At 70.1% G+C, this 22,768-nt stretch carries 23 protein-coding genes and 1 pseudogene; 20 read left to right on the top strand and 4 right to left on the bottom strand.

All coding sequences use genetic code 11. The annotated features are described in order from the left end of the window. Positions 1 to 39 precede the first annotated feature (39 nt). Together rpoB and HL189_RS06485 are read left to right on the top strand one after the other, a co-directional pair. Positions 40 to 3,432: a DNA-directed RNA polymerase subunit beta gene (gene rpoB, locus HL189_RS06490; RefSeq protein WP_369133062.1), complete on the top strand. Its 3,393-nt coding sequence runs from the start codon at positions 40 to 42 to the stop codon at positions 3,430 to 3,432. Positions 3,433 to 3,524: 92 nt separating this feature from the next. Then, positions 3,525 to 7,424, top strand: a complete 3,900-nt coding sequence (locus tag HL189_RS06485) for a DNA-directed RNA polymerase subunit beta' (RefSeq protein ID WP_369132875.1) — start codon at positions 3,525 to 3,527, stop codon at positions 7,422 to 7,424. Positions 7,425 to 7,645: 221 nt separating this feature from the next. Here HL189_RS06485 and HL189_RS06480 read toward each other — a convergent pair whose 3' ends face one another. The 4 genes from HL189_RS06480 to HL189_RS06465 form a co-directional block, all read right to left on the bottom strand. Next, positions 7,646 to 8,695, bottom strand: a complete 1,050-nt coding sequence (locus HL189_RS06480) for an LLM class F420-dependent oxidoreductase (protein ID WP_369132874.1) — start codon at positions 8,693 to 8,695, stop codon at positions 7,646 to 7,648. A gap of 59 nt (positions 8,696 to 8,754) precedes the next feature. Beyond that, positions 8,755 to 8,994 (bottom strand): hypothetical protein, encoded by a 240-nt coding sequence (locus HL189_RS06475; RefSeq protein WP_369132873.1) that lies wholly within the window; start codon positions 8,992 to 8,994, stop codon positions 8,755 to 8,757. 92 nt (positions 8,995 to 9,086) lie between these two features. Then, complete coding sequence (locus HL189_RS06470; RefSeq protein WP_369132872.1) at positions 9,087 to 9,311, bottom strand: hypothetical protein; 225 nt, start codon at positions 9,309 to 9,311, stop codon at positions 9,087 to 9,089. Between the two features lie 55 nt (positions 9,312 to 9,366). After that, positions 9,367 to 10,407 (bottom strand): hypothetical protein, encoded by a 1,041-nt coding sequence (locus HL189_RS06465; RefSeq protein WP_369132871.1) that lies wholly within the window; start codon positions 10,405 to 10,407, stop codon positions 9,367 to 9,369. 682 nt (positions 10,408 to 11,089) lie between these two features. Here HL189_RS06465 and rpsL point away from each other — a divergent pair. The 18 genes and pseudogenes from rpsL (at position 11,090) to rplE (ending at position 22,766) form a co-directional block, all read left to right on the top strand. Next, positions 11,090 to 11,464, top strand: a complete 375-nt coding sequence (rpsL, locus tag HL189_RS06460) for a 30S ribosomal protein S12 (RefSeq protein ID WP_012950487.1) — start codon at positions 11,090 to 11,092, stop codon at positions 11,462 to 11,464. A gap of 1 nt (position 11,465) precedes the next feature. Continuing rightward, entirely contained in the window at positions 11,466 to 11,936 is a 471-nt protein-coding gene (rpsG, locus tag HL189_RS06455; protein WP_222271295.1) for a 30S ribosomal protein S7, read from the top strand. 91 nt (positions 11,937 to 12,027) lie between these two features. Further along, positions 12,028 to 14,127 carry an elongation factor G gene (gene fusA / locus HL189_RS06450; protein WP_369132870.1) on the top strand — a complete coding sequence of 700 codons (2,100 nt, stop codon included), beginning with the start codon at positions 12,028 to 12,030 and terminating at the stop codon, positions 14,125 to 14,127. A 176-nt stretch (positions 14,128 to 14,303) separates the two neighbouring features. Next, entirely contained in the window at positions 14,304 to 15,497 is a 1,194-nt protein-coding gene (tuf, locus tag HL189_RS06445; RefSeq protein ID WP_369132869.1) for an elongation factor Tu, read from the top strand. Between the two features lie 119 nt (positions 15,498 to 15,616). Then, a complete protein-coding gene (gene rpsJ, locus HL189_RS06440; RefSeq protein ID WP_014742859.1) occupies positions 15,617 to 15,922 on the top strand; it encodes a 30S ribosomal protein S10 in 306 nt (101 codons plus the stop codon). Between the two features lie 14 nt (positions 15,923 to 15,936). Continuing rightward, entirely contained in the window at positions 15,937 to 16,602 is a 666-nt protein-coding gene (gene rplC / locus HL189_RS06435) for a 50S ribosomal protein L3 (RefSeq protein WP_369132868.1), read from the top strand. Next, positions 16,599 to 17,399, top strand: coding sequence for a 50S ribosomal protein L4 (gene rplD, locus HL189_RS06430; protein ID WP_369132867.1), 801 nt, complete (start codon positions 16,599 to 16,601; stop codon positions 17,397 to 17,399). Before rplC ends, rplD begins: the two co-directional genes overlap by 4 nt. Then, positions 17,396 to 17,698 (top strand): 50S ribosomal protein L23, encoded by a 303-nt coding sequence (gene rplW, locus HL189_RS06425; RefSeq protein WP_091061394.1) that lies wholly within the window; start codon positions 17,396 to 17,398, stop codon positions 17,696 to 17,698. Before rplD ends, rplW begins: the two co-directional genes overlap by 4 nt. Before the next feature lie 41 nt (positions 17,699 to 17,739). Continuing rightward, the gene (gene rplB / locus HL189_RS06420; protein ID WP_369132866.1) at positions 17,740 to 18,573 is read left to right on the top strand and encodes a 50S ribosomal protein L2; all 834 of its coding nucleotides are present in this window, start codon (positions 17,740 to 17,742) and stop codon (positions 18,571 to 18,573) included. A 22-nt stretch (positions 18,574 to 18,595) separates the two neighbouring features. Beyond that, positions 18,596 to 18,877: a 30S ribosomal protein S19 gene (gene rpsS / locus HL189_RS06415; protein ID WP_153359827.1), complete on the top strand. Its 282-nt coding sequence runs from the start codon at positions 18,596 to 18,598 to the stop codon at positions 18,875 to 18,877. 25 nt (positions 18,878 to 18,902) lie between these two features. Then, positions 18,903 to 19,253, top strand: a pseudogene (gene rplV, locus HL189_RS06410) (50S ribosomal protein L22); the annotation flags it as partial. A 113-nt stretch (positions 19,254 to 19,366) separates the two neighbouring features. Further along, the gene (gene rpsC / locus HL189_RS06405) at positions 19,367 to 20,320 is read left to right on the top strand and encodes a 30S ribosomal protein S3 (RefSeq protein ID WP_369132865.1); all 954 of its coding nucleotides are present in this window, start codon (positions 19,367 to 19,369) and stop codon (positions 20,318 to 20,320) included. 3 nt (positions 20,321 to 20,323) lie between these two features. Beyond that, positions 20,324 to 20,740 carry a 50S ribosomal protein L16 gene (gene rplP, locus HL189_RS06400; protein ID WP_369132864.1) on the top strand — a complete coding sequence of 139 codons (417 nt, stop codon included), beginning with the start codon at positions 20,324 to 20,326 and terminating at the stop codon, positions 20,738 to 20,740. Further along, a complete protein-coding gene (gene rpmC, locus HL189_RS06395) occupies positions 20,740 to 20,973 on the top strand; it encodes a 50S ribosomal protein L29 (RefSeq protein ID WP_014742850.1) in 234 nt (77 codons plus the stop codon). The genes rplP and rpmC overlap by 1 nt, the downstream gene beginning before the upstream one ends. Then, a complete protein-coding gene (gene rpsQ / locus HL189_RS06390; RefSeq protein WP_369132863.1) occupies positions 20,970 to 21,266 on the top strand; it encodes a 30S ribosomal protein S17 in 297 nt (98 codons plus the stop codon). The genes rpmC and rpsQ overlap by 4 nt, the downstream gene beginning before the upstream one ends. Positions 21,267 to 21,457: 191 nt before the next feature. Beyond that, on the top strand, positions 21,458 to 21,826 hold the full coding sequence (gene rplN, locus HL189_RS06385) for a 50S ribosomal protein L14 (RefSeq protein WP_026844850.1): 369 nt from the start codon (positions 21,458 to 21,460) through the stop codon (positions 21,824 to 21,826). A gap of 35 nt (positions 21,827 to 21,861) precedes the next feature. After that, on the top strand, positions 21,862 to 22,176 hold the full coding sequence (gene rplX, locus HL189_RS06380) for a 50S ribosomal protein L24 (RefSeq protein WP_369133061.1): 315 nt from the start codon (positions 21,862 to 21,864) through the stop codon (positions 22,174 to 22,176). 5 nt (positions 22,177 to 22,181) lie between these two features. Beyond that, positions 22,182 to 22,766, top strand: a complete 585-nt coding sequence (gene rplE / locus HL189_RS06375) for a 50S ribosomal protein L5 (RefSeq protein ID WP_222271352.1) — start codon at positions 22,182 to 22,184, stop codon at positions 22,764 to 22,766. The last annotated feature ends 2 nt before the right edge of the window (positions 22,767 to 22,768 follow it).

The following is a 22,768-nucleotide window of genomic DNA, read 5'->3' as shown; positions in this document are numbered from 1 at the left end:
CAGCCGGGCACCCGCACCGCGGAGACCGACTCGCAGAAGATCCCCGGCGCCCCGCTCCGCGTCTCCTTCGCCAAGATCCACGAGCCCCTCGAGGTGCCGGATCTGCTGGCCCTGCAGACCGCCTCCTTCGACTGGCTGGTCGGCAGCCCCGCCTGGAAGGCCACCCTCCCGGCCGACGAGCAGGCCGGCGCCATCGGGGGCCTCGCGGAGATCCTCGAGGAGATCTCCCCGATCGAGGACTTCAGCGGCTCCATGTCGCTGTCCTTCTCCAACCCGCGCTTCGAGGACGTCAAGGCGTCCCTCGAGGAGTGCAAGGACAAGGACATGACCTACGCGGCGCCGCTGTTCGTCACCGCGGAGTTCATGAACAACACCACCGGCGAGATCAAGAGCCAGACGGTGTTCATGGGCGACTTCCCGGTCATGACGCGCAAGGGCACGTTCGTCATCAACGGGACCGAGCGCGTCGTCGTCTCGCAGCTGGTGCGCAGCCCGGGCGTCTACTTCGACAAGACCCTGGACAAGACGTCGGACAAGGACGTCTTCAGCGCCAAGGTGATCCCCAGCCGTGGTGCGTGGCTGGAGTTCGACGTCGACAAGCGCGACACCGTCGGCGTCCGGATCGACCGCAAGCGCCGTCAGCCGGTCAGCGTCCTGCTCAAGGCGCTGGGCTGGACCGAGGAGCGCATCCGCGAGCACTTCCAGTGGTCGCCCACGATGCTGGCCACGCTGGAGAAGGACCACATCGCCGGGCAGGACGAGGCGCTGCTGGACATCTACCGCAAGCTGCGGCCGGGCGAGCCGCCGACGCGAGAGTCGGCGCAGGCGCTGCTGGAGAACCTGTTCTTCAACCCCAAGCGCTACGACCTCGCGAAGGTCGGCCGGTACAAGGTCAACAAGAAGCTGGGCGTCGACCTCCCCACCCCGACGACCACGCTCACCGAGGACGACATCGTCGCCACCATCGAGTACGTGGTGCGCCTGCACGCGGGCGAGCCCGACCACGGTGTCGACGACATCGACCACTTCGGCAACCGCCGGCTGCGCACCGTCGGTGAGCTGATCCAGAACCAGATCCGGGTCGGCCTCTCCCGCATGGAGCGCGTCGTCCGCGAGCGGATGACGACCCAGGACGTCGAGGCGATCACGCCGCAGACCCTGATCAACATCCGGCCGGTCGTCGCCTCCATCAAGGAGTTCTTCGGCACCAGCCAGCTGTCCCAGTTCATGGACCAGACCAACCCCCTCGCGGGCCTGACCCACAAGCGCCGCCTGTCGGCGCTGGGCCCCGGCGGTCTGTCCCGTGAGCGGGCCGGCATGGAGGTCCGCGACGTGCACCCGAGCCACTACGGCCGGATGTGCCCCATCGAGACCCCCGAGGGTCCGAACATCGGCCTGATCGGCTCGCTGTCCTCCTACGGCCGGGTCAACCCGTTCGGCTTCATCGAGACGCCGTACCGCCGGGTCCAGAACGGTGTCGTCACCGACCAGATCGACTACCTGACCGCCGACGAGGAGGACCGCTTCGTCGTCGCCCAGGCGAACTCGCCGCTGGACGCGCAGGGCCGGTTCGCCGAGGACCGCGTCCTGGTCCGCACCAAGGGCGGCGAGGTCGACTACCTCGTCCCGGAGAACGTCGACTACATGGACGTCTCGCCGCGGCAGATGACCTCGGTCGCGACGGCGATGATCCCGTTCCTCGAGCACGACGACGCCAACCGCGCGCTCATGGGCGCGAACATGCAGCGCCAGGCGGTGCCGCTGCTGCGCAGCGAGGCCCCGCTGGTCGGCACCGGCATGGAGCTGCGTGCCGCCGTGGACGCCGGCGACGTCGTGGTGGCCGAGAAGGCCGGTGTGGTCGAGGACTCCACCGCCGACTACGTCACGGTCATGGCCGACGACGGCACCCGGCAGACCTACCGGCTGCTGAAGTTCCGCCGCTCGAACCAGGGCACCTCGATCAACCAGACCCCGGTCGTCGAGGAGGGCCAGCGGGTCGAGGTCGGTCAGGTCATCGCCGACGGGCCGTGCACCGACCAGGGCGAGATGGCGCTGGGCAAGAACCTGCTCGTCGCCTTCATGCCGTGGGAGGGCCACAACTACGAGGACGCGATCATCCTGTCGCAGCGCCTCGTGCAGGACGACGTCCTGTCCTCGATCCACATCGAGGAGTTCGAGGTCGACGCCCGCGACACCAAGCTCGGTGCCGAGGAGATCACCCGGGACATCCCGAACGTCTCCGAGGAGGTCCTCGCCGACCTCGACGAGCGCGGCATCATCCGGATCGGTGCCGAGGTCGTCCCCGGCGACATCCTCGTCGGCAAGGTCACGCCCAAGGGCGAGACCGAGCTGACCCCCGAGGAGCGCCTGCTGCGGGCGATCTTCGGTGAGAAGGCCCGCGAGGTCCGCGACACCAGCCTCAAGGTCAAGCACGGCGAGTCCGGCAAGGTCATCGGCGTCCGCGTGTTCTCGCGCGAGGACGGCGACGAGCTGCCCGCCGGCGTCAACGAGCTCATCCGGGTCTACGTGGCCCAGATGCGCAAGATCAGCGACGGCGACAAGCTGGCCGGCCGCCACGGGAACAAGGGCGTCATCTCCAAGATCCTCCCGGTCGAGGACATGCCGTTCCTCGAGGACGGCACGCCGGTCGACATCGTGCTCAACCCGCTGGGCGTGCCCGGCCGGATGAACATCGGCCAGGTGCTGGAGACCCACCTCGGGTGGATCGCCAAGCAGGGCTGGGAGGTCGAGGGGACGCCGGAGTGGGCGGCCAAGCTGCCGCCCGCGGCGCGTCAGGCGGCGCCGGGCACCCGCACCGCCACCCCGGTGTTCGACGGCGCCAAGGAGGAGGAGCTCATCGGGCTGCTCGGCTCCACCGTCCCGAACCGGGACGGCGACCGGATGGTCCAGGAGACCGGCAAGGCGCGGCTGTTCGACGGCCGCTCCGGCGAGCCGTTCCCGGAGCCGATCTCGGTCGGCTACGTGTACATCCTGAAGCTGCTGCACCTGGTCGACGACAAGATCCACGCCCGGTCGACCGGCCCGTACTCGATGATCACGCAGCAGCCGCTGGGTGGTAAGGCGCAGTTCGGTGGCCAGCGCTTCGGTGAGATGGAGTGCTGGGCGATGCAGGCCTACGGCGCGGCCTACGCGCTGCAGGAGCTGCTGACCATCAAGTCCGACGACATCCTCGGTCGCGTCAAGGTGTACGAGGCCATCGTCAAGGGCGAGAACATCCCCGAGCCGGGCATCCCCGAGTCGTTCAAGGTGTTGCTCAAGGAGCTGCAGTCGCTCTGCCTGAACGTGGAGGTCCTCTCCGGCGACGGTCAGGCGATCGAGCTGCGTGACACCGACGACGAGGTCTTCCGGGCCGCGGAGGAGCTGGGCATCGACCTGTCCCGCCGCGAGCCGTCGTCCGTCGAGGACGTGTGATCGGCAGCCGGCCGGCCCTGAGCAGTCAGGGCCGGCCGGCCGCCCCCCTTCATCAATGAAGAAGAACTAGCCCCGGGAAAGGGGTCCCCCTAGTGCTCGACGTCAACTTCTTCGACGAGCTCCGCATCGGCCTTGCCAGCGGCGACGACATCCGTCAGTGGTCGCACGGTGAGGTGAAGAAGCCCGAGACCATCAACTACCGCACCCTCCGTCCGGAGAAGGACGGTCTGTTCTGCGAGAAGATCTTCGGTCCCACCCGGGACTGGGAGTGCTACTGCGGCAAGTACAAGCGCGTCCGCTTCAAGGGCATCATCTGTGAGCGCTGCGGCGTCGAGGTGACCCGCGCCAAGGTGCGTCGTGAGCGGATGGGCCACATCGAGCTGGCCGCGCCGGTCACGCACATCTGGTTCTTCAAGGGCGTGCCCTCGCGCCTGGGTTACCTGCTCGACCTGGCGCCCAAGGACCTCGAGAAGATCATCTACTTCGCCGCCTACCTGATCACCTCGGTCGACGACGAGACCCGCCACCGGGACCTCCCGACCATCGAGGCGGAGATCAGCGCGGAGAAGCACAACCTGGAGACCCGTCGCGACGCCGACGTCGAGGCCCGCCAGCAGAAGCTGGAGGCCGACCTGGCCGAGCTCGAGGCCGAGGGTGCCAAGTCCGACGTGCGCCGCAAGGTGCGCGAGGGTGGCGAGCGCGAGATGCGCCAGCTGCGTGACCGCGCCCAGCGGGAGATCGACCGCCTCGAGGAGGTGCTCGACACCTTCCGCAAGCTGGAGGTCAAGCAGCTCATCGCCGACGAGGGGCTGTACCGCGAGCTGCGGGACCGCTTCGGCGAGTACTTCGAGGGCGGCATGGGCGCCGCGGCGCTGCAGAAGCTGCTCGCCGACTTCGACCTGGACGCCGAGGCGGTCTCGCTGCGCGAGACCATCCGCAGCGGCAAGGGGCAGCGCAAGCTGCGGGCGCTCAAGCGGCTGAAGGTCGTCGCGGCGTTCCAGCAGACCCAGAACTCGCCCATGGGCATGGTGCTGGACTGCGTGCCGGTCATCCCGCCGGACCTGCGCCCGATGGTGCAGCTCGACGGTGGCCGCTTCGCGACCAGCGACATGAACGACCTGTACCGGCGCGTGATCAACCGGAACAACCGGCTCAAGCGGCTGCTCGACCTGGGCGCTCCGGAGATCATCGTCAACAACGAGAAGCGGATGCTCCAGGAGTCCGTGGACGCGCTGTTCGACAACGGCCGCCGCGGCCGGCCGGTCACCGGCCCGGGCAACCGCCCGCTGAAGTCGCTCTCGGACCTGCTCAAGGGCAAGCAGGGCCGGTTCCGCCAGAACCTGCTCGGCAAGCGCGTCGACTACTCCGGCCGTTCGGTCATCGTCGTCGGCCCGCAGCTGAAGCTGCACCAGTGCGGCCTGCCCAAGCAGATGGCGCTGGAGCTGTTCAAGCCCTTCGTCATGAAGCGGCTGGTGGACCTCAACCACGCGCAGAACATCAAGTCCGCCAAGCGGATGGTGGAGCGCGCGCGGCCGGTCGTGTGGGACGTGCTCGAGGAGGTCATCACCGAGCACCCGGTGCTGCTGAACCGTGCGCCCACGCTGCACCGTCTGGGCATCCAGGCCTTCGAGCCGCAGCTGGTCGAGGGCAAGGCCATCCAGATCCACCCGCTGGTCTGCACCGCCTTCAACGCGGACTTCGACGGTGACCAGATGGCGGTGCACCTGCCGCTGTCGGCCGAGGCGCAGGCCGAGGCCCGGATCCTGATGCTGTCCAGCAACAACATCCTGAGCCCGGCCGACGGTCGTCCGATCACCGCGCCGACCCAGGACATGGTGCTGGGGCTGTACCACCTGACCACGCTGAGCGGTTCCGTGGAGCTGGCCGAGGGCGAGCGTCCGAAGGCGTTCGGCTCGACGTCGGAGGCCATCATGGCCTTCGACAAGGGCGCGCTGGGCCTGCAGGAGCGGGTGCTCATCCGCCTCGACGAGGTGTTCGGCGTCGACAGCGGCCCCAACGAGCCGTGGGACGCCCCCGAGGGCTGGGAGCCCGGCCAGCCGGCCGTCGTCTCCACCAGCCTGGGCCGGGTGCTGTTCAACGAGGCCCTGCCCGAGGACTACCGCTTCGTCAACTACCAGGTGCCGAAGAAGGCGCTGGGCGCGATCGTCAACGACCTCGCCGAGCGCTACCCGAAGGTCCAGGTGGCCGCGACGCTGGACGCCCTCAAGTCGGCCGGCTTCCGCTGGGCGACCCGCTCGGGCGTGACTATCGCGATCGACGACGTCGTCACCCCGCCGGTCAAGCAGTCCATCCTGGACCGGCACGAGGACGAGGCGCGCAAGATCGAGCGTCAGTACGAGCGCGGTGTCATCACCGACGCCGAGCGCCGGTCCGAGCTCATCGAGATCTGGACCCGGGCCCGGGCCGAGGTCAGCCAGGCGATGGTCGACAACTTCCCGACCACCAACCCGGTCTGGGTCATGGTCAACTCGGGCGCCCGGGGCAACATGATGCAGATCAGCCAGATCGCCGGCATGCGTGGTCTGGTGGCCAACCCGAAGGGCGAGATCATCCCGCGGCCGATCAAGGCCAACTTCCGGGAAGGTCTGTCGGTGCTGGAGTACTTCATCTCCACGCACGGCGCCCGCAAGGGCCTCGCGGACACCGCGCTGCGGACCGCGGACTCCGGTTACCTCACCCGCCGGCTGGTCGACGTCTCGCAGGACGTCATCATCCGCGAGGAGGACTGCGGCACCGAGCGCGGCGTGATCATGCCGATCGGCACGGTGCACGAGGGCGTCGTCACCCGTGACGCGCACGTCGAGACCAGCGTCTACGCACGCTCGCTGGCCACCGACGTGGTCGCCGCGGACGGCACGCTGATCGCGCAGGCCGGGTCCGACCTGGGTGACGTGCTGATCGGCCAGCTGGTCGACGCCGGTGTCTCCGAGGTCAAGGTCCGCTGCGTGCTCACCTGCGAGTCGCTGCTGGGGACCTGCGCCACCTGCTACGGCCGGTCGCTGGCGACCGGCAAGCTCGTGGACGTCGGCGAGGCGGTCGGCATCATCGCCGCCCAGTCGATCGGTGAGCCCGGCACCCAGCTCACGATGCGCACCTTCCACACCGGTGGTGTCGCGGGTGAGGACATCACCCACGGTCTGCCGCGTGTGGTGGAGCTCTTCGAGGCCCGCGTCCCCAAGGGCAAGGCCCCGATCGCCGAGCTGGCCGGCTCGGTCCGGATCGAGGACGGCGAGCAGTTCCGCAAGCTGACCATCACCCCGGACGACGGCTCCGACGAGGTCGTCTACGACAAGCTGTCGCGTCGCTCGCGGCTGCGGGTCGAGGACGGCGGCCACGTCGAGGTCGGCGAGCAGCTGACCGAGGGTGCGGTGGACCCGCACGAGGTGCTGCGGATCATGGGCCCGCGCGAGGTGCAGCTGCACCTGGTCCGGGAGGTCCAGGAGGTCTACCGCAGCCAGGGCGTGTCGATCCACGACAAGCACATCGAGGTGATCATCCGCCAGATGCTGAAGCGGGTGACCATCATCGACTCGGGCGCGACGGAGTTCCTGCCCGGTGCGCTGGTCGAGCGGACGCTGTTCGAGACCGAGAACCGTCGGGTCGTCGCCGAGGGCGGCGAGCCCGCCTCGGCCCGTCCGGTGCTGATGGGGATCACCAAGGCGTCGCTGGCGACGGAGTCGTGGCTGTCCGCAGCCTCCTTCCAGGAGACGACCAAGGTCCTCACCGACGCCGCGATCCAGGGCAAGAGCGACAGCCTGCTCGGCCTCAAGGAGAACGTGATCATCGGGAAGCTGATCCCGGCCGGCACCGGCATCAGCCGCTACCGGAACATCACGGTCGAGCCGACCGAGGAGGCGCGCGCCGCCGTCTACACCATGGCCGGCTACGACGACGGGCAGTACTACAGCCCGGACGTCTTCGGTCAGGGCTCGGGCGAGGCCGTCCGCCTCGAGGAGTACGACTGGCGTTGATGCGCTGAGTGACGGAGAGGCCCCGCACACCACCGGTGTGCGGGGCCTCTCTGCGTCGCGCCACGTGACCCGGCGCGGCGGTGATCAGGTCACCTGATCGGAGGCCGGCTTTCCGTACCAACGCTGGTGGCCGCAGCCAGTGGGTGACCAGGTCACCTCATCACCGCAGCGGATGAACCGGGGCGCGTCACGTGACGGAACGGCGGGTGGTCCCGCCCTGTTCACCGGACGGCGTCGGTCAACCGGCGCATGGTCTCGACCGTCCGCAGCCGGCCCTCCCGGCTGTCGTCCAGCGGCTGGAGGCTCAGCGTGGTGACCCCCGCCTCGGCGAAGGCGGCGATCCGCTCGGCGACGTAGGACTCCGGCCCGATGAGGGACGTCGCCCGCACCAGGTCCTCCGGGACGGCGGCCGCCGCCTCCTCCCTGCGACCGGCCAGGTACAGCTCCTGGACGGCCTCCGCCTCGGCCTCGTAGCCGTAGCGGCGGGCCAGGTCGTTGTAGAAGTTCTTCCCCTTGGCGCCCATGCCCCCGACGTAGAGGGCGATCCCCGGGCGGACCGCCTCCACCAGGTGGCCGACGTCCTCGCCGACCGCGACCGGCACCCCGACGACGACGTCGAGGTCACCGAGCTCCGGGTCCCGCTTGGCCTTCCCGGCCGCGAGGGACGCCCCCCAGACGTCAGCCGCCCGCTCGGGGTGGAAGAGGATCGGCTCCCACTTCTCCGCGATCTCGGCGGCCAGCTCGACGTTCTTGGGGCCCAGCGCGGCGAGCAGCACGGGCACCCGCTCGCGGACCGGGGTGTTGATGAGCTTCAGCGGCTTCCCCAGCCCGGTGCCCCGGTCGGCCGGCAGCGGCACGGTGTACTTGGGGCCGTCGTGCACGAGCCGCTCGCGGCGCCACACCTGGCGGCAGATCTCCACGACCTCCCGTGTCCGCTGCAGCGGGGCGTCGTAGGGGACCCCGTGCCAGCCCTCCACGACCTGCGGCCCGGAGGCGCCCAGCCCGAGGGTGAACCGCCCGCCCGAGACGAGGTCCAGCCCGGCGGCGGTCATCGCGATCAGCGCGGGGGTGCGGCTGTAGATCGGCAGGATGGCGCTCATCAGCTCGACCCGCTCGGTCACCGCGGCCAGGTACCCCAGCTGGCTCACCGCGTCGAAGGTGTACACCTCGGCGACCATCGCGACATCCAGCCCGGCCGACTCGAGGTCGCGGATCTCCGCCGCCGTCTGCCTGAAGTCCCCGGCATAGCCGGCCTGGATCCCGATCCGCATGGGCGCAGGCTAGCGGTGGGGGCAGGAGTTCCTTCCCCGGAGCGGGCGGACCGGGCCGGTCACATGGGTCCCGGGCTGGTGGACCCCGAGTCCCCCCAGCCGATGGTCGAGTTGTCACCGCCCAGGCTGCTCAACGGCGTGCCCTGAGCGCGCGCCCTGCGGACATCGCGCACCGCCAGCCCGACGACCAGCGCCACACCTCCCGCGAGGACCACCAGGATGGCGAGGCCGGCCATCCAGCCGACGAGGTCACCGGGCACGTCGTCCTCCTGGGGCTTCGGCGGAGCGGGGTCGTCCACCGCCCATCCTGCCTGGTCCCAGGCGCAGCGGTGGGCATCCGCGCAGGCCGCCGGCCGTGCGTTCCGCCACCCGGGCGCGGGCGGCAGGCGGGTCAGAGGGGACGGACCGGGCCGATCACGTGCGTGACCACGCGGACGCCGTCGACGTCGCGGGGGACCCTGGCTCGCGCGCCCGCCTCGGTGAGGTCGACCCGGACGACGTACTCCGCGTCCTGCCGGGCCAGCCCCACGGCGGCGACCCCGGGGTCCCCGGCGAAGCGGGAGGCCAGCGCGGTCTTGGCGGCGCGGGCGGCGGCACGGTCGGTCACCCGGACCATGGTGCCCGGGTCGGAGGCCGATGGCGAGTGCCGACGGCTCCGCCGCGGGGGACGGTCAGCGGCCGAGCGAGGGCTGGGGCGCGGTGAGGTCGTTCACCCACTCCACCTCGAGGCTGCGCAGGACGGTGGCCAGGGGGTTGGCGAACGTCACCCCACCGCCGGCACTGCCCCCGGTCGACGAGCCGGCGAACAGCAGGGCCAGCGGAGCCCGGTCGGCGCTCCGCCAGATCACCGAGCCGCTGTCCCCGCCGCCGCTGAAGGCGCCGGCCAGTCCCTCGATCTCCACCTGGTCGTCGAAGGTGTGCACGCCGTCGTCGTACCGCACGCCCACCCCGTCCACCTCCACCGCGGTGATCCGGCCCCGTGTGTGACCGGTGGTCCGGCCCACCTTCTCGACCAGCTCGTCGGGGTCCAGCTCGTCGGGCGCGGCGACCGTGGGCAGCAGCGCGCCACCGGGGTAGCCGGCCGGGTCGGCGTGGACCCCCTCGTCCAGGGCGGCCACCGCGGCGTCCACCAGGTTCCCGGGCTCGGGGGCCAGCCGGACGAAGCCGGCCAGCGTGCCGATCCGGTCGGCCGCCGTCCCGCCGTCGGCCGTGCCCGGCTGCAGGGCCGGGTCCCCGACCGTCGCCGCGTTGCCGTCGGCGAGCACGTGGTTGTTCGACAGCACCAGCAGCCCGTCGGAGCCCGGCCGCCGCACGAACCCGCCGAGGGTCCCGGCGGACACGTCGGGGTGGCTCACCGACAGGCCGGGACGCAGTGGCCGCACCCGCTGCTGCAGTTGGTCGGGGGCGGGGGAGCCCAGCGGGTGGACCTGCCCGATCACCCGCACGTCGACCTCCGCGCGGGCGCCGTCGGGCAGGCCCGCCAGGACCACGTCGGCGTCGGCCTGGTCGATCACCCGGATGGCCAGGTGCACCTGGCGCGGTCCCACCGGCCGCAGGCCCAGGGCCACCCCGCTCCACCGGCTCTTCCCGCCGGCGGCGGTCGTGCCGGAGCCCCGGTCGCCGAGGCTGCTGGCCTCGACGCTGCTGTCGTACGCCTGCCACAGCCGCCGGGACAGCCGTGCCTTGAGTTCGCGAGCGGAGTCGGGGAGCACGGCGTACCTCCGGGAAGGGCCCGCGGAGTGCGGGGTGATCGGGTCGCCACTGACGGTAGGGCTGGGGGCCGACAGGAGCGACGTGGGCGACACGGGGGAGGGACACCGGCGACAGGCAGGGGTGTCCGGCGCTACATTCCTGCGGAACGGTCCCGGCCGGTCACCGCTCCGGCGTCCGGCAGCCCCTCCGGGTTGCCCGCCGCGGTGACCGGGCGCCGGTGCCGCCGACCACCGGGCGACGACGATCACACGGGCGGGACGGCGGGTCAGGAATGGCCCGCGCCACCCCGTGGTTCTCCCGGCAGTCGGCTGACTCGGTGCCCGCACAGGCATCTGGACCCGGTTTGCACCGGGTCGACATGCCCGGGTATCGTGGTCAGCCGTGCCCGAGGTGACTTGGGCCTGCTCCCGTTCGCGGTGCACCTGGGCGTCCGATGGTCCTCCCGACCGCCGGCCGCCGGGGGCCACCTCCACCGTCCGGTGGGGAAGTGGTGGTGCCGAGTCGCGAGGGGCGACGAGTCCGGCTCAGACCAGCTGGCCGGTTCTTGCGAAGGGTGACACGCCCGAGCGCGGGGGCCGGACGGTACGTCACGTGCAGACTCGGGGCCGGGACACCGGGCGCACACAGCACGCACCACCATCCAGAGCACGACCCAGCGCAGGTAGGAGATCAAGGCCACCCATGCCCACGATCAACCAGCTGGTCCGCAAGGGCCGCGAGGACAAGGTCGAGAAGACCAAGACCCCGGCGTTGAAGGGTTCCCCCCAGCGCCGCGGCGTGTGCACGCGCGTCTACACGACGACGCCGAAGAAGCCGAACTCGGCGCTGCGCAAGGTCGCTCGCGTTCGTCTCACCAGTGGCATCGAGGTGACCGCCTACATCCCGGGCGTGGGTCACAACCTGCAGGAGCACTCGATGGTGCTCGTGCGCGGCGGCCGCGTGAAGGACCTGCCCGGCGTCCGCTACAAGATCATCCGTGGCTCGCTGGACACCCAGGGCGTCCGCAACCGCAAGCAGGCTCGCAGCCGGTACGGCGCGAAGAAGGAGAAGAGCTGACATGCCCCGCAAGGGTCCCGCTCCCCGCCGTCCGCTCGTCGCCGACCCGGTGTACCAGTCGCCGCTGGTTACCCAGCTGGTGAACAAGGTGCTCGTCGACGGCAAGCGCTCGGTCGCCGAGTCGATCGTCTACGGCGCCCTCGAGGGCTGCCGCGCCAAGAACGACACCGACCCGGTCGTCACGCTCAAGCGTGCGCTGGACAACGTCAAGCCGGCCCTCGAGGTCCGCAGCCGCCGCGTCGGCGGTGCGACCTACCAGGTCCCGGTCGAGGTCCGCGCCTCCCGCAGCACCACGCTCGGCCTCCGCTGGCTGATCCAGTACAGCCGGGCCCGTCGGGAGAAGACGATGACCGAGCGCCTCATGAACGAGCTGCTCGACGCCAGCAACGGCCTGGGCGCCGCGGTCAAGCGCCGCGAGGACACCCACAAGATGGCCGAGTCGAACAAGGCCTTCGCGCACTACCGCTGGTAAGGCACCACCACCACCGGCGCCGCCGTCGGCGGGGCCCCCGGGCGATCCCCGGCACCCGCACACGGACACACACGTAAGAGGAGTTCAGGACATGGCCAGCAACGCGGCCCAGCTCGCCAAGACCCGGAACATCGGGATCATGGCGCACATCGACGCCGGCAAGACGACGACGACCGAGCGCATCCTCTTCTACACCGGCATCAACTACAAGATCGGTGAGGTCCACGACGGCGCGGCCACGATGGACTGGATGGAGCAGGAGCAGGAGCGCGGCATCACCATCACGTCGGCCGCGACCAAGTGCACCTGGAACGACCACGACATCAACATCATCGACACCCCTGGGCACGTCGACTTCACCGTCGAGGTGGAGCGGTCGCTGCGGGTGCTCGACGGTGCGGTCGCCGTCTACGACGGCGTCGCCGGCGTCGAGCCGCAGACAGAGCAGGTCTGGCGGCAGGCGGAGAAGTACGGCGTCCCGCGCATGTGCTTCGTCAACAAGCTCGACCGCACCGGCGCGGACTTCTTCCGCTGCGTCCAGATGATGATCGAGCGGCTGGCTGCCAACCCGCTGGTCCTGCAGCTGCCGATCGGTGCCGAGGCCGACTTCATCGGTGTCGTCGACCTGGTGCGCATGAAGGCCCTCACCTGGCGCGGTGAGACCAAGATGGGCGAGGACTACGCCATCGAGGAGATCCCCGCCGAGCTCGCCGACCAGGCCGCCGAGTACCGCGAGAAGCTCCTCGAGAACATTGCGGACTTCGACGACGCGCTCATGGAGGCCTACCTCGGCGGCGAGGAGATCTCCGTCGACCGGCTGAAGGCCGCGATCCGCAAGGCGACCATCGCCGCGCAGGTCAACCCGGTGCTCACCGGCACGGCCTTCAAGAACAAGGGCGTGCAGCCCCTGCTCGACGCGGTCGTCGACTACCTGCCCAGCCCGCTGGACGTCGAGGCCATCGTCGGCACCGCGCTCGACGGTGAGACCGAGGTGCTGCGGCACGCCGACGAGGACGAGCCGTTCTCGGCGCTGGCGTTCAAGATCCAGACCGACCAGCACCTGGGCAAGCTGACCTACGTACGGGTCTACTCCGGCAAGCTCGACTCGGGCTCCCCGGTGCTGAACAGCACCAAGGACCGCAAGGAGCGGGTCGGCAAGATCTACCAGATGCACGCCAACAAGCGCGAGGAGCGCCAGGGCGTGGGTGCCGGCGAGATCGTCGCGGTGAACGGCCTGAAGCAGACCACCACCGGTGACACGCTCTGCGACCCGCAGAAGCCGGTCATCCTGGAGTCGATGACCTTCCCGGCCCCGGTCATCTCGGTGGCCATCGAGCCGAAGACCAAGGGCGACCAGGAGAAGCTGGGCACCGCGATCCAGAAGCTCGCCGAGGAGGACCCGACCTTCCAGGTCCGCCTGGACGAGGAGACCGGCCAGACCGTCATCTCCGGCATGGGCGAGCTCCACCTGGAGATCCTGGTCGACCGGATGCGCCGTGAGTTCCGCGTCGAGGCGAACGTCGGCAAGCCGCAGGTCGCCTACCGGGAGACCATCCGCAAGCGGGTCGAGAAGGTCGACTACACCCACAAGAAGCAGACGGGTGGGTCCGGCCAGTTCGCCAAGGTGCAGGTGACGATCGAGCCGCTGGAGGTCGCGGCCGACGGCCCGACCTACGAGTTCGAGAACGCCGTCACCGGCGGCCGCATCCCGCGCGAGTACATCCCCTCGGTCGACGCGGGCATGCAGGACGCCATGCAGTACGGCATCCTGGCCGGCTACCCGATGGTCGGGGTCAAGGCGACGCTGCTCGACGGCCAGTACCACGAGGTCGACTCCTCGGAGATGGCCTTCAAGATCGCCGGCTCGATGGTCTTCAAGGAGGCCGCCCGCAAGGCCAGCCCGGCCCTGCTCGAGCCGATGATGGCCGTCGAGGTCGTCACGCCCGAGGACTACATGGGCGATGTCATCGGCGACCTGAACTCCCGCCGCGGCACCATCCAGGCGATGGACGAGCGCTCCGGCGCCCGCGTCGTCCGGGCGTTGGTCCCGCTGTCGGAGATGTTCGGCTACGTGGGCGACCTGCGCAGCCGCACCCAGGGACGGGCGAGCTACACCATGGTGTTCGACACGTACGCCGAGGTGCCGGCCAACGTCGCCAAGGAGATCATCGCGAAGGCGACGGGAGAGTGAGCACCGCAGGGCCGGCCACGGCCCGAGGAGCGGAGCTCTCCCGGAGCCGAGCAACGGTGGAAGCCAAGGCGACCGGCGAGTAATCGGTGGGCGGCTGACGCCGCCGGCCACCGCGAGCTCTGCTCGCACCCCCAGACACGCGAACGACTGCGAAGAACCGACCGAGAGGAACCTCAGTGGCCAAGGCCAAGTTCGAGCGGACCAAGCCGCACGTCAACATCGGCACCATCGGGCACATCGACCACGGCAAGACGACGCTGACCGCGGCGATCACCAAGGTGCTGCACGACAAGTACCCGAACCTCAACGAGGCGTCCGCGTTCGACCAGATCGACAAGGCGCCCGAGGAGAAGGCGCGTGGGATCACGATCTCGATCGCGCACGTCGAGTACCAGACCGAGAACCGGCACTACGCGCACGTCGACTGCCCCGGGCACGCCGACTACATCAAGAACATGATCACCGGTGCGGCCCAGATGGACGGCGCGATCCTCGTGGTCGCCGCCACCGACGGCCCGATGCCGCAGACGAAGGAGCACGTCCTCCTGGCCCGCCAGGTCGGCGTCCCCTACATCGTCGTGGCGCTCAACAAGGCCGACATGGTCGACGACGAGGAGATCCTCGAGCTCGTCGAGCTGGAGGTCCGCGAGCTGCTGTCCGAGTACGAGTTCCCGGGCGACGACGTCCCCGTGGTCCGCGTCTCGGCGCTGAAGGCCCTCGAGGGCGACGCCGAGTGGGGCGACAAGCTCATGGAGCTCATGACCGCCGTCGACACGGCGATCCCCGAGCCCGAGCGTGAGATCGACAAGCCGTTCCTCATGCCCGTCGAGGACGTCTTCACCATCACCGGCCGCGGCACCGTGGTGACCGGTCGCGTGGAGCGCGGCATCGTCAAGGTGTCGGAGGAGGTCGAGATCGTCGGCATCCGCCCGACCTCGACCAAGACCACCGTCACCGGTGTCGAGATGTTCCGCAAGCTGCTCGACCAGGGCCAGGCCGGTGACAACGTCGGTCTGCTGCTGCGCGGCATCAAGCGCGAGGACGTCGAGCGCGGCCAGGTCGTCGTGAAGCCGGGTTCCATCACCCCGCACACGAACTTCGAGGGCTCGGTCTACATCCTCTCCAAGGACGAGGGTGGCCGGCACACGCCGTTCTTCAACAACTACCGCCCGCAGTTCTACTTCCGGACCACGGACGTCACCGGCGTCGTCACGCTGCCCTCGGGCACCGAGATGGTCATGCCCGGCGACAACACGGAGATGACGGTCGAGCTGATCCAGCCCATCGCCATGGAGGAGGGCCTCCGGTTCGCCATCCGCGAGGGTGGGCGCACCGTTGGCGCCGGCCGGGTCGTCAAGATCAACAAGTGACACCCTGACGGGCGGCGGCCGCCACCGGCCGCCGCCCGTCACCGGGTCGGGAGATCCGCCCCCGGGTCAGCAGACCCATCTGTACTTTCACAACCGATCGGCAGGAGCGAAGACAACCGATGGCGGGACAGAAGATCCGCATCCGGCTGAAGGCCTACGACCACGAGGCCATCGATGCCTCGGCGCGGCGCATCGTGGACACGGTGACGAAGACCGGAGCGCGCGTCGTCGGCCCGGTGCCGCTGCCGACGGAGAAGAACGTGTACTGCGTCATCCGCTCGCCGCACAAGTACAAGGACTCGCGCGAGCACTTCGAGATGCGTACGCACAAGCGCCTCATCGACATCCTCGACCCGACGCCGAAGACGGTCGACGCGCTCATGCGCATCGACCTGCCGGCCTCGGTCGACGTCAACATCCAGTAAGGGCTGTCCCAGACATGGCGAGCACATTCCGTGGGCTCCTCGGCGAGAAGCTGGGGATGACCCAGGTCTTCGACGAGAACAACCGCATCGTGCCGGTGACCGTCGTCAAGGCCGGTCCCTGCGTGGTCACCCAGGTGCGCACCCCCGAGCGCGACGGCTACTCCGCCATCCAGCTCGGGTTCGGCGAGATCGACCCGCGCAAGGTGAACCGCCCCGAGGGCGGCCACTTCGCGAAGGCGGGCGTCACGCCGCGGCGGCACCTGGTCGAGCTGCGCACCGAGGACGCCGGCCAGTACGAGGTCGGCCAGGAGGTGACGGCCGAGGTCCTCTCGGACGTCGCCAAGGTCGACGTGATCGGCACCAGCAAGGGCAAGGGCACCGCTGGTGTCATGAAGCGGCACGGCTTCAAGGGCCTGGGCGCCGCGCACGGCACCCAGCGCAAGCACCGCTCACCCGGCTCCATCGGTGGGGCCTCGACCCCCGGCCGGGTGTTCAAGGGACTGAAGATGGCCGGGCGCATGGGCGCGGTCACCACCACCACCCTCTCGCTGAAGGTCCACGCGGTGGACACCGAGAAGGGCCTGGTGCTGATCAAGGGTGCCGTCCCCGGCCCCCGGGGTGGGCTGCTGCTGGTCCGTTCCGCGGTCAAGGGCGGCCCCGTGGGGAGTGACGCGAAGTGACCACCTCGACGAGCGAGCGCGCCGACCGCCAGGTCGACGTCCGGACGCCGGCCGGCACCACCTCGGGGCAGGTCACCCTGCCCGGTGCGCTGTTCGACGCCCCGGCCAACGTGGCGCTGCTGCACCAGGTCGTCGTGGCCCAGCTGGCCGCGGCCCGCCAGGGCACGCACTCGACCAAGACCCGCGCCGAGGTCAGCGGTGGTGGCGTCAAGCCCTACCGCCAGAAGGGCACCGGCCGCGCGCGGCAGGGCTCGATCCGTGCCCCGCAGTTCGCCGGCGGTGGCATCGTCCACGGCCCGCAGCCGCGGAACTACGAGCAGAAGACCCCCAAGAAGATGAAGGCCGCCGCGCTGCGCGGCGCCCTCTCCGACCGGGCCCGGGAGAACCGGGTGCACGTGGTCACCGGCTTCGTCGAGGGCGACGCCCCTTCCACCAAGGCCGCTCTCAAGGTGCTCGACGCCCTCACCGCCGCCAAGCGGGTGCTGGTCGTCCTGGACCGCGAGGACGTCCTGAACTGGATCAGCCTGCGCAACGAGCCCCGGGTCCACCTGATCGAGGCCGGCCAGCTGAACACCTACGACGTGCTGGTCAGCGACGAGGTCGTCTTCACCGAGGCCGCGCTCGCCGAGTACGTCGCGGGTCCCGCCAAGGGCGGCAAGGGCCGGGCCACCTCGGCCGAGCTCCCCGACCTGCACACCAGCGAGGTCGACGACGTCGTGCCGTCGATCGTCCTGCCCGCCGACGGTGCGGCCACCGCGCAGTCGGCGACCGACGAGACCACTGAGGAGAAGGCGTGAGCGTCCGCGACCCCCGGGACGTCCTGCTGTCCCCGGTCATCTCGGAGAAGAGCTACGGCCTCCTGGACGAGAACAAGTACACGTTCATCGTCCGCCCGGACGCCAACAAGACCCAGATCAAGATCGCTGTTCAGCAGGTCTTCAACGTGAAGGTCCTGTCGGTCAACACGATCAACCGTCAGGGGAAGAGGAAGCGCTCCAAGGGCGCTGTGATGGGCAAGCGCAAGGACACCAAGCGCGCCATCGTCTCCGTGGCCCCCGGCGACCGCATCGAGCTCTTCGGGGGGCCGGGCGCCTGACGCCCGGACCCACCGATCGGACCAGAGGACTCTGAGGAACCATGGCCATCCGTAAGTACAAGCCGACGACGCCGGGCCGCCGCGGCTCGTCCGTCGCCGACTTCGCCGAGGTCACCCGCGACCACCCCGAGAAGTCGCTGGTCCGGCCGCTGCACGGTCGCGGCGGGCGCAACGTCCACGGTCGCGTCACCGCGCGGCACCAGGGCGGCGGGCACAAGCGCGCCTACCGGGTGATCGACTTCATCCGCGCGGACAAGGACGGCGTGCCGGCCAAGGTCGCGCACATCGAGTACGACCCCAACCGCACCTCGCGGATCGCGCTGCTGCACTTCGCCGACGGCGAGAAGCGGTACATCATCGCGCCGGCGAAGCTCAAGCAGGGCGACGCGGTCGAGTGCGGCCCCGGGGCCGACATCAAGCCCGGCAACAACCTGCCGCTGCGCAACATCCCGGTCGGCACCGTCGTCCACGCCATCGAGCTGCGGCCCGGTGGCGGGGCGAAGATCGCCCGCTCGGCCGGCACCAGCGTCCAGCTGGTCGCCCGTGAGGGCCGCTTCGCGCAGCTGCGGATGCCCTCCGGCGAGATCCGCAACGTCGACGTGCGCTGCCGCGCCACCGTCGGCGAGGTGGGCAACGCCGAGCAGTCGAACATCAACTGGGGCAAGGCCGGCCGCATGCGGTGGAAGGGCAAGCGCCCCACCGTCCGCGGTGTCGCGATGAACCCGGTCGACCACCCGCACGGTGGTGGTGAGGGCAAGACCTCCGGTGGTCGCCACCCGGTGAACCCGAAGGGCAAGCCGGAGGGCCGGACGCGCAAGCGCAAGGCCAGTGACGCCCTGATCGTGCGCCGCCGGCGCACCAACAAGAAGCGCTGAGCGGGAGAGGAGTCCGTCAGACATGCCACGCAGCCTGAAGAAGGGCCCGTTCGTCGACGACCACCTGCTCGCGAAGGTGGACGCGCAGAACGACAAGGGCACCAAGAACGTCATCCGCACCTGGTCGCGGCGCTCGACGATCATCCCCGACATGCTCGGGCACACGATCGCCGTGCACGACGGCCGCAAGCACGTCCCGGTGTTCGTCACCGAGGCGATGGTCGGGCACAAGCTCGGCGAGTTCGCGCCCACCCGCACGTTCCGTGGGCACGTCAAGGACGACCGCCGGTCGCGGCGCGGCTGAGCGACCAGGTAGAGAAGAGAGTCAGATGACTTCCCAGTTGGGACAGGAGACGCCGGTCGCCCGGGCCACCGCCCGGTTCGTCCGCGTCACCCCCATGAAGGCCCGCCGGGTGGTGGACCTCGTCCGCTACCTGCCGACCGACGAGGCACTGGCGCTGCTGCGGTTCGCGCCGCAGAGCGCCAGCGAGCCGGTGGCCAAGGTCGTCGCCAGCGCCGTCGCCAACGCCGGGCACAACCTGCGGCTGGACCCGGCAGCGCTCGTCGTCAGCGCCGCGTTCGTCGACGAGGGCCCGACGCTCAAGCGGATCCGTCCGCGGGCGCAGGGCCGGGCGTTCCGGATCAACAAGCGCACCAGCCACATCACCGTCGAGGTGAGCGAGGTGAGCTCGTCCGCCGAGCTCGCCCAGCGTTCCCGCAAGGCCCGTCGGGACACCGGCCAGTCCGGCCCGGCGACCCAGCAGAAGAGCAACACGAGGGGAGGGACCCGCTAGTGGGTCAGAAGGTCAACCCGCACGGGTTCCGGCTCGGCATCACCACCGACTACAAGTCCCGGTGGTACGCCGACAAGCTGTACGCGGACTACGTCAAGGAGGACGTGGCGATCCGCAAGCTCATGGGCAAGGGCATGGAGCGCGCCGGCATCTCGAAGGTGGAGATCGAGCGCACCCGTGACCGCGTCCGTGTCGACATCCACACCGCCCGTCCGGGCATCGTGATCGGCCGCCGCGGCGCCGAGGCCGACCGGATCCGTGGCGAGCTGGAGAAGCTCACCGGCAAGCAGGTGCAGCTGAACATCCTCGAGGTGAAGAACCCCGAGGCCGACGCGCAGCTGGTCGCCCAGGGCGTAGCCGAGCAGCTCTCCAGCCGGGTCAGCTTCCGTCGCGCCATGCGCAAGGCCATGCAGTCCGCCCAGCGCAGCCCGCAGGTCAAGGGCATCCGGGTGCAGTGCTCCGGTCGCCTGGGCGGCACCGAGATGAGCCGGTCGGAGTTCTACCGCGAGGGGCGCGTGCCGCTGCACACCCTGCGCGCGAACATCGACTACGGCATCTACGAGGCCCGCACCACCTTCGGTCGCATCGGCGTCAAGGTGTGGATCTACAAGGGCGACGTGAGCGGGTCGCGTGCCGAGCGGGAGGCCCTCGAGGCCCTCGCCCAGCGTCAGGCCCGCCGCGAGCGCCCGCAGCGTCCGCGTCGGTCCGGGTCCTCGGGCACCACCGCCGGGGGCACCGAGGCCGGCCGCGCCGCCGCCGAGGGCACGACCGGTCCCGCCGAGGGCACGACCGGTCCCGCCGAGGGGACGACCGGTCCCGCGGAGGACACCGTCGCGGCCAGCTCGGGTGACGTCGCCGTGGAGCAGACCGTGGCCACGGCCGCCGGCACCGAGGGCGCCGCGACCGCCGAGGCGGCTGCCACCGAGAACACCACGTCAGAGCAGGGGGCCTGAGCCATGCTGATCCCCCGTCGGGTCAAGCACCGCAAGCAGCACCACCCGGACCGGTCCGGCCGGGCCAAGGGCGGCACGGCGATCAACTTCGGTGACTACGCCATCCAGGCCCTGGAGCCGGCGTACGTGACCAACCGGCAGATCGAGTCCGCTCGTATCGCCATGACCCGTCACATCAAGCGTGGCGGCAAGGTGTGGATCTCGATCTACCCCGACCGCCCGCTGACCAAGAAGCCCGCCGAGACCCGCATGGGCTCCGGTAAGGGCTCGCCCGAGTGGTGGGTGGCCAACGTCAAGCCGGGCCGGATCATGTTCGAGCTCTCCGGTGTGGCCGAGCCCGTCGCCCGCGAGGCCATGCGCCGCGCGATCCACAAGCTCCCGATGAAGTGCCGCTTCATCACGCGTGAAGGAGAAGTGTGATGGCCGCCGGACTGACTGCGCCCGAGCTGCGCGAGCTGTCCGCCGACGAGCTGGCCACCCGGCTGCGCGAGTCGCGTGAAGAGCTGTTCAACCTGCGCTTCCAGGTGGCCACCGGCCAGCTGGACAACAACCGGCGACTGCAGACCGTCCGCCGCGACATCGCCCGGATCTACACGATCATGCGTGAGCGCGAGCTGGGTCTCTCGGTCGCCCCGAACGAGGGTGTGGCATGAGCGAGAGCGAGCAGACGCAGGCGAGCGGCCCGGGTCTTGCCGGTCGCGGCTACCGCAAGGTCCGTGAGGGCCTCGTGGTGAGCGACAAGATGGAGAAGACCATCGTGGTCGAGGTCGAGGACCGGGTGAAGCACGGCCTGTACGGCAAGGTCATCCGGCGCTCCAGCAAGCTGAAGGCGCACGACGAGCAGAACGTCGCCGGCATCGGCGACCGCGTGCAGATCATGGAGACCCGGCCGCTGTCCGCCACCAAGCGGTGGCGACTGGTCTCCGTCGTCGAGAAGGCCAAGTGACCCGGTCGGCTGCGCAGGCCGACTGAGCGCCAGGTACTCTGGACGACTGGCGCACCCCGGTGGTGCGCCGCATCCCGGTACCCGTGCACGGACGGCCGGTGGCGCACGCCACCGGCTGTCCGCACGTGGGTGCCGGACAGCCGGTTCACCGATCCGGCCCGGCTGTCGAATCAAGGACTGAGGAGCAGGAAGTGATCCAGCAGGAGTCGCGTCTGCGGGTCGCCGACAACACCGGTGCCAAGGAGATCTTGTGCATCCGCGTGCTCGGTGGCTCGGGGCGCCGCTACGCGGGCATCGGCGACGTCATCGTCGCCACCGTGAAGGACGCGCTGCCCGGCGCCGGCGTGAAGAAGGGCGACGTCGTCAAGGCCGTCATCGTCCGCACGGTGAAGGAGCGTCGGCGTCCCGACGGCTCCTACATCCGCTTCGACGAGAACGCCGCGGTGATCATCCGCGACAGCGGTGACCCGCGCGGCACGCGCATCTTCGGCCCCGTCGGCCGGGAGCTGCGCGACAAGCGCTTCATGCGGATCATCTCGCTCGCTCCGGAGGTGTTGTGACCATGGCTCAGCAGTCCAGCGGGAAGACCCCGTCGATGAAGGTCAAGAAGGGTGACGAGGTCGTCGTCCTGTCCGGCAAGGACCGGGGCGCGAAGGGCCGCGTCATCGCCGCCTTCCCCAAGACCCAGAAGGTCCTGGTCGAGGGCATCGGCCGGGTGAAGAAGCACACCCGCATCAGCACCAGCCAGCGCGGAGCCCAGCAGGGCGGGATCGTCACGCAGGAAGCGGCCATCCACGTGAGCAACGTGATGGTCGTCGACAGCGAGGGCACGCCGACCCGGGTCGGTCACCGCAAGGACGAGGAAGGCCGCAGCATCCGGGTCTCGCGGCGCACCGGTAAGGACCTCTGAACGCCATGAGCGCACCCACCCGTGAGCTGCCCCGCCTGCTCGCCCGCTACCGCGCCGACATCGCGCCTGCTCTGCAGAACGAGTTCGGCTACCCCAACGTCATGCAGATCCCCGGTCTGGTGAAGATCGTGGTCAACATGGGCGTCGGCGAGGCCACCCGCGACGCCAAGCTGATGGACGGCGCGGTCCGCGACCTCACCGCCATCACCGGCCAGAAGCCGGCCGTCGTCCGCGCCCGCAAGTCCATCGCGCAGTTCAAGCTGCGCGAGGGCATGCCGATCGGCGCGAAGGTCACCCTCCGCGGCGACCGCATGTGGGAGTTCCTGGACCGCCTGCTGTCGCTGGCCCTGCCGCGCATCCGCGACTTCCGCGGCCTGAACCCGAAGCAGTTCGACGGGAACGGCAACTACACGTTCGGTCTGACCGAGCAGTCGATGTTCCGCGAGATCGACGTCGACAAGATCGACCGGCCCCGCGGCATGGACATCACCCTGGTGACCACCGCCACCACCGACGAGGAGGGCCGCGAGCTGCTCACGCTGCTCGGCTTCCCCTTCGCCGGCCAGACCGTCGTGAACGCGACCCGCTGAGC

It is taken from the genome of Modestobacter sp. I12A-02662, from assembly GCF_041028325.1.
GTDB lineage: Bacteria > Actinomycetota > Actinomycetes > Mycobacteriales > Geodermatophilaceae > Modestobacter.
This window is presented reverse-complemented; position numbering and strand designations above follow the sequence as displayed.